The sequence below is a fragment of the Streptomyces botrytidirepellens genome, from assembly GCF_003721215.1.
Lineage (GTDB): Bacteria > Actinomycetota > Actinomycetes > Streptomycetales > Streptomycetaceae > Streptomyces > Streptomyces himastatinicus.
Map to the genome: position 1 here is coordinate 1 of NZ_RIBZ01000006.1, position 11,914 is coordinate 11,914.

The 11,914-nt window shown below is 71.4% G+C and carries 7 protein-coding genes and 2 pseudogenes; 3 read left to right on the forward strand and 6 right to left on the reverse strand.

Annotation, left to right across the window (positions count from 1 at the left end; genetic code table 11):
• Positions 1–206: pseudogene (locus EEJ42_RS00170) on the forward strand (hypothetical protein); the annotation flags it as partial.
• Positions 207–224: 18 nt separating this feature from the next.
• On the opposite strand, the gene EEJ42_RS00175 reads toward EEJ42_RS00170, so the two are convergent.
• Genes EEJ42_RS00175 through EEJ42_RS00190 form a run of 4 tightly spaced genes read right to left on the reverse strand, consistent with a single transcriptional unit; the run spans position 225 to position 4,023 of the window.
• Positions 225–683, reverse strand: a complete 459-nt coding sequence (locus tag EEJ42_RS00175) for a MaoC family dehydratase (protein WP_123098004.1) — start codon at positions 681–683, stop codon at positions 225–227.
• A gap of 31 nt (positions 684–714) precedes the next feature.
• Positions 715–2,217, reverse strand: coding sequence for an acyl-CoA synthetase (locus EEJ42_RS00180; protein WP_123098005.1), 1,503 nt, complete (start codon positions 2,215–2,217; stop codon positions 715–717).
• 7 nt (positions 2,218–2,224) lie between these two features.
• Positions 2,225–3,097 (reverse strand): amidohydrolase family protein, encoded by an 873-nt coding sequence (locus tag EEJ42_RS00185; protein WP_123098006.1) that lies wholly within the window; start codon positions 3,095–3,097, stop codon positions 2,225–2,227.
• The gene (locus EEJ42_RS00190) at positions 3,094–4,023 is read right to left on the reverse strand and encodes an SDR family oxidoreductase (RefSeq protein ID WP_123098007.1); all 930 of its coding nucleotides are present in this window, start codon (positions 4,021–4,023) and stop codon (positions 3,094–3,096) included. Before EEJ42_RS00190 ends, EEJ42_RS00185 begins: the two co-directional genes overlap by 4 nt.
• A gap of 137 nt (positions 4,024–4,160) precedes the next feature.
• Here EEJ42_RS00190 and EEJ42_RS00195 point away from each other — a divergent pair, with 137 nt between their 5' ends.
• Positions 4,161–4,631 carry a MarR family winged helix-turn-helix transcriptional regulator gene (locus EEJ42_RS00195; protein WP_123098008.1) on the forward strand — a complete coding sequence of 157 codons (471 nt, stop codon included), beginning with the start codon at positions 4,161–4,163 and terminating at the stop codon, positions 4,629–4,631.
• On the opposite strand, the gene EEJ42_RS00200 is transcribed toward EEJ42_RS00195, so the two are convergent.
• Positions 4,625–5,254: a response regulator gene (locus EEJ42_RS00200; RefSeq protein WP_123098009.1), complete on the reverse strand. Its 630-nt coding sequence runs from the start codon at positions 5,252–5,254 to the stop codon at positions 4,625–4,627. The two genes, EEJ42_RS00195 and EEJ42_RS00200, sit on opposite strands and share 7 nt — an antisense overlap.
• A pseudogene (locus EEJ42_RS00205) lies at positions 5,251–9,599 on the reverse strand (HAMP domain-containing protein). Before EEJ42_RS00205 ends, EEJ42_RS00200 begins: the two are co-directional and overlap by 4 nt.
• 96 nt (positions 9,600–9,695) lie before the next feature.
• Between EEJ42_RS00205 and EEJ42_RS00210 the strand changes: the two are divergent.
• Positions 9,696–11,582 (forward strand): SpoIIE family protein phosphatase, encoded by a 1,887-nt coding sequence (locus tag EEJ42_RS00210; protein WP_123098010.1) that lies wholly within the window; start codon positions 9,696–9,698, stop codon positions 11,580–11,582.
• The last annotated feature ends 332 nt before the right edge of the window (positions 11,583–11,914 follow it).

Here is an 11,914-nt window from a genome sequence, read left to right on the forward strand (position 1 = left end):
GGCTCGCCCCGGCGCTGAGTCATCGGGCCGTACGGATCGAGGGGCCGCACCTCCGCGTCGAGCTGGCCGTCGCTCCGGGCCACCGCGCCCTGGACGTGGCCCGCGCGGTGCGCGGGGCGGTCGCGGCCACCGCGCCGCCCCCGGCGACGGTGGCCGTCCTCGTCACCGCCGTGGACGATGTCACCGCCGTGGACGACGGCGGCTGACCATCCCCGGGCTGACCGTCACCAGTGGTAGCGGTGCACCGCCTGGGCGACGCAGCACGGCTTGTCGCCGCCGTCCCGTTCCACCACCAGGTCGATGACGGCCTGGGCGCCGCCGTCGCCGAGTTCCTCGACGGAGACGAGTGTCGCCCCGGCCCTGATCCTGGCGCCGACCGGGACCGGCGCCGGGAACCGCACCTTGTTGAGGCCGTAGTTGACGGCCATCCGGACGCCGCCCAGTTCGAGGATCTCGCTCCACAGCGGGATCAGCAGGGACAGGGTGAGATAGCCGTGGGCGATGGTGCCGCCGAAGGGGCCGTCCTTGGCGCGCTCGGGGTCGACGTGGATCCACTGGTGGTCGCCGGTGGCGTCGGCGAAGGTGTCGATCCGGTCCTGCTCGATCTGGTGCCACGAGCTGTGACCGAGGTGCTGTCCGGCCAGCTGCTTCAGCTCGTCGAAGCTGTTCACGGTCGTGGGCATGCGGGGTCTCCGTTCATGGGGTTGCGTATCGTCAGCGCAGGGCGGATTTGCGGATCTTTCCGCTGGCGGTGCGCGGGAGCGCGGCCCGGAACTCGACCGCCTTCGGCACCTTGTACTTCGCGAGGCGCCCGGCGAGGTGGTCGAGCAGGTCCTGCGGATCGGTGGCGGCTCCGGTCCGGAGGACCACGACGGCCTTGCCGACCTCGCCCCACCGGGCGTCCGGCATGCCGATCACGGCGCATTCGACGACGTCGGGGTGGTCGTACAGCGCGTTCTCGACCTCGGCCGGATAGACGTTCTCACCGCCCGAGATGATCATGTCTTTGACGCGGTCCACGATGGACACGTAGCCGTCCTCGTCCCGCACCCCCACGTCCCCGGAGCGGAACCACCCGCCCTCCAGCAGCACTTCCGCGGTCGCGTCCGGCAGGCCGTAGTAGCCGCGCATCACATGGGGGCCGTGCACCAGGATCTCGCCGGGCTCGCCGGGAGCCGCCTCGCCGGTCAGGTCCGACCGGACCAGCCGGACGTCGGTGAAGAAGTGCGGCACGCCCGCGGAGCCCGCCTTGACGGCGCTCATCTCGCGGTCGAGCAGCAGCGTCCCGGGGGACGCCTCGGTCATCCCGTACCCCTGGATGAAGGAGAGGCCGCGCCGCAGATAGACCTCGATCAGCGCCGTGGGGACGGGGGAACCGCCGCACATCAGGATGCGGACGCTCGACAGGTCGGCCGTCTCCCAGCGCGGCGACTCCGCGACCGCCGCGAACATGGTGGGGACGCCGAACAGGCAGGTCACACCCTGGCCCTCGATCAGGTCGAGCATCCGTTCCGCGTCGAAGCCGGGCTCTATCACCACGCGTCCGCCCTTGAGCAGGGTCGGCAGACAGGTCATGTTGAGCGCGGCGGTGTGGAAGAGGGGCGCGGTGACGAGGGCGATCTCGTCCGAGGCCAGATCGGTGTCGACCAGGACGTTGAGGCTGTTCCAGGTGATGTTGGCGTGGCTGAGGACGGCGCCCTTGGGTCGGCCGGTGGTGCCGGACGTATACATGATCATGCACGGGTCGTCGTCGGCCATGACCTCGTCCGCCCGGTCGTCCCCGGCACCGGCCCCGTCACCGTCACCGTTACCGTCCACCAGCTCGTCCACCGCCACCGCGATGCCCGGGCCCGCCTCCGCGGCGGTCTCCGCGCAGCCCGGGTCGTGGAGGAGCAGCCGCGCACCGGAGTCGCTCAGCATGTAGGCCAGTTCGGGCGCGGCGAGCCGGGTGTTGAGCGGGACGAAGACCGCGCCCACCGCGCAGGTGGCGAAGAGCGCGTGGAGGAACGAGGGGTGGTTGGGGCCGAGGTAGGCGACGCGGTCGCCGCGCCCGATCCCGCGCGCCCGCAGGGCCCGGGCGAACCGGGTGACGGTCTCGTCCAGCTCCCGGTAGGTCTGGGTGTCGTCGCCGTGGACGATCGCGATCCGCCCGGGGGTCTTACGGGCCCGCCGCCGCGGCCACGATCCGATGCCGGTCCCCTGCTGCTCGATCATCATCTCCCGCTCACTCCTTCGTGAGGCCGAGCAGCCGCGCCGCGTTGTCCTTGAGGATCAGCGGCCGAACCTCGGGCTTGATATCGAGTCTGTCGAAGTCGGCCAGCCACCGGTCCGGGTCGATCACCGGGTAGTCGGAGCCGAAGAGAACCTTGTGCTTGAGCAGCGAATTAGCGTAGCGGACCAGCTGCGGCGGGAAGTACTTGGGCGACCAGCCGGACAGGTCGATGTAGACGTTCGGCTTGTGCGTGGCGACGGCCAGCGCCTCGTCCTGCCAGGGGAACGACGGATGGGCCAGGATGATCGGCAGGGCCGGGAAGTCCACGGCGACGTCGTCCACGTCCATCGGGTTGGAGTACTTCAGCCGGATGCCGCCGCCCCCGGGCACGCCCGCGCCGATCCCGGTCTGCCCGGTGTGGAAGAGCGCGGGCACCCCGAGCTCCTCGATGGCCTCGTACAGCGGGTAGAACCGCGGGTCGTTGGGGTGGAACGCCTGGAGGGAGGGATGGAACTTGAAGCCGCGCACCCCGTGGCCCTCGACCAGCCGCCGGGCCGCGCGTACCGCCGCCCGGCCCTTCCACGGGTCGACGCTGGCGAACGGGATGAGGACGTCGGCGTGTTCGGCGCAGGAGGCGGCGACCTCCTCGTTGCTGATCGGCGGATGGCCGGTGGCGCTCTCCGCGTCCACGGTGAAGACGACGGCGGCGATGCGGCGTTCGCGGTAGTGGGCGGCCAGCTCGGGGATGGTGGGCTGCCGCGCGCCATGGGTCTTGAAGTACGCGGCGGAAGCCTCGGCCAGTTCGCCGCTCAGCGACGAGTGGCCGTCGGCCGAGATCTCGGCGTGGGTGTGGACGTCGATGGCGACGAGGTCGTCGAGGTTCACCGACCCGCCTCCTCCACACCGTTCGGGTCGACGGGCGCGGGGATGCCCACGCCCTCCGGGTGCCGCCCCAGTGACGTACCCCAGACGCCCGCGATGGCGTCCGCGTCCCAGCCGCCCTCGCGGTAGACCGCGGAAGTCTCCTCGGGGTGGGTCCACAGGGTCAGCCGGTCGCCGCCGACGCCGATGGCCTGCCCGGTGATGCCGTCGGCGGCGTCCGAGGCGAGGAAGACCACGAGCCCGGCGACGTCGTCGGCGGTGCCGAAGCCCTCGCCCTGCCGCAGCCAGCCGGGCAGCGGTTCGCCGCGCTCCTCATGCGCCTCGACGTACGGCGCGAAGGCGGGGATGGTCGCGGTCATGGCGGTCGCGGCGACGGGGATCACCGCGTTGACGCCGATCCCGGCCTTGGCGCACTCCATCGACCAGGTGCGGGTCATGCCGACGATGCCCGCCTTGGCGGCGGAGTAGTTGGTCTGCCCGAAGTTGCCGCGCTGCCCCGCGGGGGAGCCGATGAGGATCAGACGGCCTCCCCCGCCGCGCTCGCGCATGTGCCGGACGGCGGCGCGGGCGCAGGTGAAGGTGCCCTTGAGGTGGACGCCGACGACCGCGTCGAAGTCCTCGTCGGTCATCTTCCACAGCACCCGGTCGCGCAGGATGCCCGCGTTGGTGACGAGCACGTCCAGCCGTCCGAACGCCTCGACCGCGCGGTCCACGAGCGCGTCGGCGACCTCGCTGGTGCCGACCGCGCCGGGCGCGGCGACCGCCGTACCGCCCTCGTCGGCGATGACCTTGACCGCCTGTTCCGCGGTGGCCGCGTCGGCGTCGTTGACGACCACGCGGGCCCCCGCCCGGGCCAGGGCACGGGCGTAGGCGAGGCCGAGGCCGCGCCCCGCGCCGGTCACCAGAGCGGTCTTCCCCGTCAGCTCCATGGGCTTCGGTTCCTTCCACGAGTATCATCAGGGTTCCTGATTCTGATGGTGAGTGGAGCACTCCGGGAGGTCGGGTGTCAATGGGCGGAGCAACGGCCGGACGCCGTACCCGGTCACCGGTCGGGCAAGATGGCCGAATGACCACTTCCGAGCAGTCCGACACCGCGCAGCTGGACCAGGTCGGCACGCTCTACCTGGTGAAACGGCTGGAACAGGCGATACGGGCCCATCTGGACGCGCTGCTGCGCCCCCTCGGCCTGACCACGCTCCAGTACACGGCGCTGACGGTCCTGGAGCGCCGGGACGGGCTGTCGTCGGCCCAGCTCGCCCGGCGCTCGTTCGTCAAGCCGCAGACGATGCACGAGATGGTCCAGACGCTGGAGGAGCGCGGGTTCATCGAGCGCCGCCGGGACCCGGCCAACCGCCGGGTGCTGCTCATCAGCCTCAGCGACCGGGGGCGCGAGGCGCTGCGCAGCTACGACGAGCAGGTGCGGCTGCTGGAGGAGCGGATGCTCGGCGGGCTGAGCGAGGACCAGCGCGGGGAGCTGCGCCATGCGCTGATCGACTGCACCCGGGCGATGTCGGCCGCGCCGCCGCAGGGTCATTGACCCTGGTACATCTGACGGGCGGCCCGCAGGTCCTCCACGGTGCGGGTCAGCTCGGCGACGCATTCGGCCAGCCCGTACACCTCCTCACCGCCCCCGCCGCCCTCGCGCAGCATCGCCGCGGTGCGGGCGAGCTGTTCGGACACCCGCTCCAGCCGCTCGTCCGAGGGGTCCGGTTCACCGGCCAGCTGCCGCCGCAGCTGCTCGGCCTGGGCGGCGAGCTGGAGGTTCTTGCGGTGGAGGTCCAGGAAGACGTTGACCTTGGTCCGCAGCAGCCAGGGGTCGATGGGTTTGGTGAGGAAGTCGGCGGCGCCGATGGCGTAGCCCCGGTAGGGATAGTCCGAGTCGGCGTCGGTGCCGGTCAGCAGGATGATCGGGACGTCCTTGGTCTGGTCGAGGCGCTTCATGTTGGCGGCGGTCTCGAAGCCGTCCATGCCGGGCATCAGGACGTCGAGCAGCACGACGGCGAAGTCCTGCCGGAGCATCGCCTTCAGCGCCTCCTCACCGGAGTGGGCACGGACGAGGCGCTGATCGAGCGGGCCCAGGACGGCTTCCAGCGCGATCAGGTTCTCCTCCATGTCATCGACGATCAGGATTCCGGCACGGTCGGGTGCGGCGGCGCTCATGACTCCCCCTGTCTCGGCCTCGGCGGGCGCGTCTCCGCGTCCGGGCCGGTCTCGTCAGCGGTCTCGGCGCCGGTTGCGTCATCGCCCTCGTCCCCGGGCGCGCCGCCGTCGTCAACGGACTCCGCACCCTCCCCCGGTTCTCCCGGGACCGGTCCGGGCACGGGGTCGAGCAGGTCGCAGACCGTGGACATCAGCCGGTCGACGTCCACCGGCTTGGGGACATAGCCGTTGGCGCCGCTTTCGAGCGCCTTCTCGCGGTCGCCGGGCATGGCCTTGGCGGTCAGGGCGATGATCGGCAGATCGGCGAGCCGGGGGGTGCCGCGGATGGCCCGGATCGTCTCGTAGCCGTCCATCTCCGGCATCATCACGTCCATCAGCACCAGGGACACATCCGGGTTGCGGTGCAGGACGTCCAGCCCCTCGCGGCCGTTCTCCGCGTACTTCACGGTCATGCCGACCCGGCCCAGCACATGGGTGAGCGCGAAGACGTTGCGGATGTCGTCGTCGACGATGAGGATGCGGCGGCCGGTCAGCACCCTGCCGGGGCGGCCGCACTGCCATTCCTGGAGCCGGGGGGAGTCCGTCCGCGCCTCGTCCCCGCCGGTGCCGTCGCTGTCCTGGGGGGCCAGCAGGTTCTCCAGGGAGCCGCGGTCGCCGGTCACGCCGCTCTGGTCGCTGAACACGCCGCTGGGCGCGTGGTCGGCGGTGTCCGGGAGCGATTCGTTCGTGGTGGGCAGCGCCGCCGGGACGGTGGCGCCGGTGGCCCGCGGGTCGGACACGTCGGGCGGTGGGACGACTCCGGCGTAGTGCGCGGGAACGTAGAACGTGAAGCAGGAGCCGACGCCCTGCTCGCTCTCGGCGATGATCCGGCCGCCCAGCATTCCGGCGATCTCCCGGCTGATGGACAGGCCGAGCCCGGTGCCGCCGTATTTGCGGCTGGTGGTGCCGTCGGACTGCTGGAACGCCTCGAAGATCACGGGCAGCTTCTCGGGCGCGATGCCGATGCCGGTGTCCTTGACGGAGAACGCGACGACCGCGTCCGCGTCGCGCAGCGTCTCCTCCTGGAACTCCGTGCCGACCGCCCGCTCCACGCGCAGCTTCACCCCGCCCGAGGCGGTGAACTTCAGGGCGTTGGAGAGCAGGTTGCGCAGGATCTGCTGGATCCGCTGCTCGTCGGAGTACAGCTCGCGCGGTACGTCCTCGCCGACGGCGATCTCGAACGACAGGCCCCGGTCGATGGCGAGCGGCCGGAAGGTGGCGTGCACGTAGTCGAGCAGCTTCATCAGCGGCAGCTTCTTCGGGCGGACGTCCATCCGCCCGGCCTCGATCTTCGACAGGTCGAGGATGTCGTTGATCAGCTGGAGCAGGTCGGATCCGGAGCGGTGGATGGTCGTGGCGAACTGCACCTCCTGGGGGGACAGCCGCTGGTCGGCGTTGTCGGCGAGCAGCCGGGCCAGGATCAGCAGCGAGTTGAGCGGGGTGCGCAGCTCGTGCGACATGTTGGCCAGGAACTCGGACTTGTACTGGGAGGCGGTGGCCAGCAGCGCGGCCTTCTCCTCCAGCTCCGCGTTGGAGCGCTGGAGCTCGTCGGAGCGCTGCCGCAGCTCGGTGGTGAGCCGCTGGGATTCGGACAGCAGCGACTCGGTGCGGGCATTGGCGATGATCGTGTTGATCGAGACGCCGATGGTGTTGACGAACTGGTCGACGAAGGCGAGGTGGACCTCGCTGAACCGGCTGAAGGAGGCCAGTTCGATGACGCCGAGCACCAGGTCCTCGTACAGGATCGGCAGGATGACGACGCTGGTGGGGAGCGCGGAGCCAAGTCCGGAGTTGATGGTGATGTAGTCGGGCGGGACGTTGTTGATCAGGATCCGCTTCTTCTCCAGGGCGGCCTGGGCGACCAGTCCGCGGCCGCCGCCGCTGGCCGGAAGCGGGCCGTGGTTCTGCTCGGTGCCGTATCCGGCGATCAGTTTCATGCCCTCGCCGGGCCCGGCGCCGGGCTGGCCGAGGAAGAACGCTCCGAACTGGGCGTTCACCAGCGGGGCCAGCTCGCGCAGGATCAGGTCGGCGACCTCGACCAGATCGCGGTGGCCCTGCATCAGTGAGGCGATACGGGCCAGGTTGGACTCCAGCCAGTCCTTGGCGCGGGTGGTCTCGCGCAGGTTGGCCACCATGAGGTTGACGTTGTTCTTCAGCTCCGCGACCTCGCCCTGCGCCTCGACCGAGATGGACCCGGACATGTCGCCCTTGGCGACGGCGGAGGCGACCTCGGCGATGGCCCGCACCTGGGTGGTGAGGTTGAGGGCGAGGTCGTTGACGCTGGTGGTCAGCCGCTTCCAGGTGCCGTAGACGCCCTCGACCCGGGCCTGGCCGCCGAGCCGTCCTTCGCTGCCGACCTCGCGGGCGACGCGGGTGACCTCGGAGGAGAACGAGGAGAGCGTGTCGACCATCGTGTTGATGGTCGTCTTCAGCTCCAGGATCTCGCCGCGGGCGTCCACGTCGATCTTCTTGGACAGATCGCCCTGGGCGACCGCGGTGGCGACCTGGGCGATGTTGCGGACCTGGCTGGTCAGGTTGGACGCCATGAAGTTGACGTTGTCCGTCAGGTCCTTCCACACCCCGGACACGCCCCGGACCTGGGCCCGGCCGCCGAGCTGGCCCTCGGTGCCCACCTCGCGGGCCACCCGGGTCACCTCGTCGGCGAACGCCCGGAGCTGCTGGACCATGGTGTTGACGGTCTCCTTGACCTCCAGGATCTCGCCCCGGGCGTCCACGGTGATCTGCTTGGACAGGTCGCCGTCGGCGACGGCCGTGGTCACCTGGGCGATGTTGCGGACCTGGGTGGTCAGGTTGAGCGCCATGAAGTTGACGTTTTCGGTCAGGTCCTTCCAGACCCCGGACACGCCGCGGACCTGCGCCTGGCCGCCGAGGTTTCCCTCGGTGCCGACCTCGCGCGCCACCCGGGTCACCTCGTCCGCGAAGGACGACAGCCGGTCCACCATGGTGTTGATCGTCGACTTCAGCTCCAGGATCTCGCCCTTGGCCTCCACGCCGATCGTCTTACTGAGGTCTCCCTCGGCGACCGCGGTGGCGACCTGGGCGATGTTGCGGACCTGGGAGGTCAGGTTGTCCGCCATGAAGTTGACGTTCTGGGTGAGGTCCTTCCACACCCCGGAGACGCCCCGGACCTGGGCCCGGCCGCCCAGCCGGCCCTCGGTGCCCACCTCGCGGGCCACCCTGGTGACCTCGTCGGCGAACGCCGACAGCTGGTCGACCATGGTGTTGACGGTGTTCTTGAGCTGGAGGATCTCGCCCCGGGCGTCGACGGTGATCTTCTGTGAGAGGTCACCGGTGGCGACCGCGGTGGTCACCTGGGCGATGTTGCGGACCTGGCTGGTCAGGTTGGACGCCATGAAGTTGACGTTGTCCGTCAGGTCCTTCCACACCCCGGACACGCCCCGGACCTGGGCCCGGCCGCCGAGTTCGCCCTCGGTGCCCACCTCGCGGGCCACCCGGGTCACCTCGTCGGCGAACGCGCGCAGCTGGTCGACCATGGTGTTCACGGTCAGCTTCAGCTCCAGCAGCTCACCGGTGGCCTCGACGGTCACCTGCTGGGTGAGGTCGCCGCGGGCCACGGCCGTNGCTTCAGCTCCAGCAGCTCACCGGTGGCCTCGACGGTCACCTGCTGGGTGAGGTCGCCGCGGGCCACGGCCGTGGTCACCACGGCGATGTCGCGGACCTGACTGGTCAGCCGGGAGGCCATGGTGTTGACGGCCTCGGTCACCTCGCGCCAGTCCCCGGACAGCCCCTGGACCTTCGCCCGGCCGCCGAGGCGTCCTTCGGTGCCGACCTCACGGGCCACCCGGGTCAGCTCGCCGGTGAACAGCGACAGCTGATCCACCGTGCGGTTCACGCCGCGGGCCAGCCGCCGCAGATCGCCGCGCAGCTGACGGTTGCCGTCGCGCAGGTCGACCCGCCGGGTCAGATCCCCCTCGGCGATGGCGTCCAGCACTCGGGTTGCGTTGGATACGGGGCCGGTCAGCGCGTCCACCAGCTGATTGGCGTCGTCCACGCTGGCCGCCCACCCGCCCTGGCCGGGACTCGCGGTGATCCGCTCGTCGAGGCGCCCCTGACGTACCACCTCGCGGCGGACCCGCTGGAGCTCGGAGGCCAGGTGGGCGTTGCGTGCCACCAGTTGGTTGAACCTCCCGGCCACTTCGCCGAGCACGCCCTCGCCCGAGCCGTCCATACGTACGGTGAAGTCGCCGTCGCACAAGGCGTCCATCGCCGCCAGCAGCGACCTCAGCTCAGCGGTGCACTCCGCGGGATTCGGGTCGCTTGCCATGGCGCCGTCCCTTTAAAAGATCATTAGATATCCCTACGTCTGTCATAATATGGCACCTAGATGGCCTAATCCGCCCGAATTGCCCAGGAGCCGCACGTGGGAGCTTTGCTTCCTCTCTCGCGCGAGTCCGTCGCCCGGACCACACTGCCCGGAAGTGTGCGCGCACCAAGCGCCGCGCGCTCCTTCGTCCGCAGCACCCTCGCGGGGCAGACCGCGACCGAAATCCTCGGACCCGACGCGGTCGGCGCGCGGGTGACCGAGGACGCGGTGCTGCTCGTGAGCGAGCTGGTCACCAACGCCGTGCTGCACGCGGGCACCCGGGTCGAGGTCACCTGCCGTCTCCGGGCCGGGAACGGACCGGAGGATTCCGACGACACCTCCAACGACCCCTCCAACGACGCCTCCGCCGACGCCGAGCCGCCGGACCGCCCGGGCATCGTCATCGAGGTCGCCGATCTGCACCCCGCCAGCGTGGTACTGGGCGGGCCCGACACCCAGCGCCACGGCCGGGGCCGCGGCCTCCAGCTGATCGGCGCGCTCGCCGAGTCCTGGGGCGTGACGTACCACCGCACCCGCAAATCCGTGTGGTTCCGCCTGGACACCGAAACCGCGCCGGCCCGGGTCGACGCCGCACCCGAAGAGGCCCCGCACCGCGCGCCGCGCGCCGTCGCGCCCCGCACCCCCGCCCCGCCGCAGGGACGCCGCGACCGGACGGCCGAGTGGGTCGACCGCGGCGGGCCGTCGTTCCTCGCCGAGGCCAGCGAGCTGCTCACCGGACAGCTGGACGAGAACATGGTCGCCTCGCTCGCCGGGCAGCTACTGGTGCCCCGGCTGGCCGACTGGTGCGCCGTGTGGCTGAACTCCGAGGGCGGCCGGCTGGAGCTGCGCCGGGTCTGGCACAACAACGAGCGCCGCATCGAGGCGCTCCGCACCACCCTGGAGCGCGACCGGCCACCGGCCGGGCTCGGCGCCCCCGGCACCCCCTGGCCCTGGCCCGAGGCCGCCGACCCCTCCGGCACGGGCGGCTCCGCGCTGGCCTTCCCGCTCATCGCCCGCGGCCGCGGCTACGGCGTGCTGCTGCTCGGCCGCGCGGGGGTGACGCAGATGACCGAGGGCGTGGTGCGGCTCTCCGACGACCTGGCGCGACGGATGGCCCAGGCCGTGGCCACCGCCCGGCAGTACACCCAGCAGGCCACCATCAGCCGGGCGCTCCAGCGCCGCCAGCTGCCGGTCTCGCTGGCCCACATCCCGGGCGTGGACACCGCGATCGTCTACGAGCCGCACGGTGAGGGCCAGACGGTCGGCGGCGACTTCTACGACCTGTTCCCGATGGGCGGCCACCGCTGGTGCTTCCTGCTCGGCGACGTCTGCGGCAGCGACCCGGAGGCGATGTCGGTCACCGGCCTCGCGCGCCATCTGGTGCGGCTGCTGGCCCGCGAGGGCCACGGCGTGGAGTCGGTGCTGACCCGGCTCAACCAGGCCCTGGTGGAGGAGGAGGCGGAGGCCGCGGCCCTGGGCGGCGATCAGGCCAGGTCGCGCTTCCTCAGCCTGCTCTACGGGGAGCTGGAGCCCGACCCGGAATCGGGCGGCGCGCACTGCGTCCTGGCCAGCGCCGGGCATCCGCTGCCGCTGCGGCTGAGCACCGACGGCGAGGTGGCGCCCGCGGCGCTCCCGCAGATGCTGCTGGGCATCGACGACGACCCCGACTTCCACGCCGACTCCCTGGACCTGGCGCCGGGCGAGACGCTGCTGTGCGTGACCGACGGGGTGACCGAGCGGCGGGACGGCAACCGGCAGCTGGACGACGACGACGGCCTGGCCGACATCCTGCGCGGCTGTGCGGGGCTCGGCGCCAAGGCCATCGCGGAGCGGGTGCGGCTGGCCGCCCATGCCTTCGGCACCGAGCCGATCGACGACGATCTCGCGGTGCTGGTGCTGGAGGCGGTGCCGACGTCGGCGCAGGAGCTGATGCGGGCGCCGTGAGCCGACGGGCCCGTGAGCCTGTGGGCTGTGGGCTGTGGGCCGCGGACCTGTGGGCTTTCGAGCGCAAAGTTCTTGAAATGTGTACGTCCCGGGCCTTGTCGCGCCCTCCCCCGAGGAGCATCATCAGGATTCCTGAGCATTGAGGAGTCCGCGATGAGCCTGCTCTCCACCGCCGACTGGGCGGACAGGATCTTCACCGGCGGCTGGGACCTCCCGGCCCGGCCCGGCACCATCGACATCACCGAGCCCGCGACCGGGCAGCACCTCGGCTCCGTCGGCCGGGCCACCGAGGCGGACGTCGCCCCCGCGGCCCGCACCGCGGCGGCCGCGGG

Bases quoted from the DNA above. Each gene is read 5' to 3' on its own strand.
- EEJ42_RS00175 (WP_123098004.1), bottom strand. From the start codon at position 683: ATGCCCACGACCGTGAACAGCTTCGACGAGCTGAAGCAGCTGGCCGGA.
- EEJ42_RS00180 (WP_123098005.1), bottom strand. From the start codon at position 2,217: ATGATGATCGAGCAGCAGGGGACCGGCATCGGATCGTGGCCGCGGCGG.
- EEJ42_RS00190 (WP_123098007.1), bottom strand. From the start codon at position 4,023: ATGGAGCTGACGGGGAAGACCGCTCTGGTGACCGGCGCGGGGCGCGGC.
- EEJ42_RS00195 (WP_123098008.1), top strand. From the start codon at position 4,161: ATGACCACTTCCGAGCAGTCCGACACCGCGCAGCTGGACCAGGTCGGC.
- EEJ42_RS00200 (WP_123098009.1), bottom strand. From the start codon at position 5,254: ATGAGCGCCGCCGCACCCGACCGTGCCGGAATCCTGATCGTCGATGAC.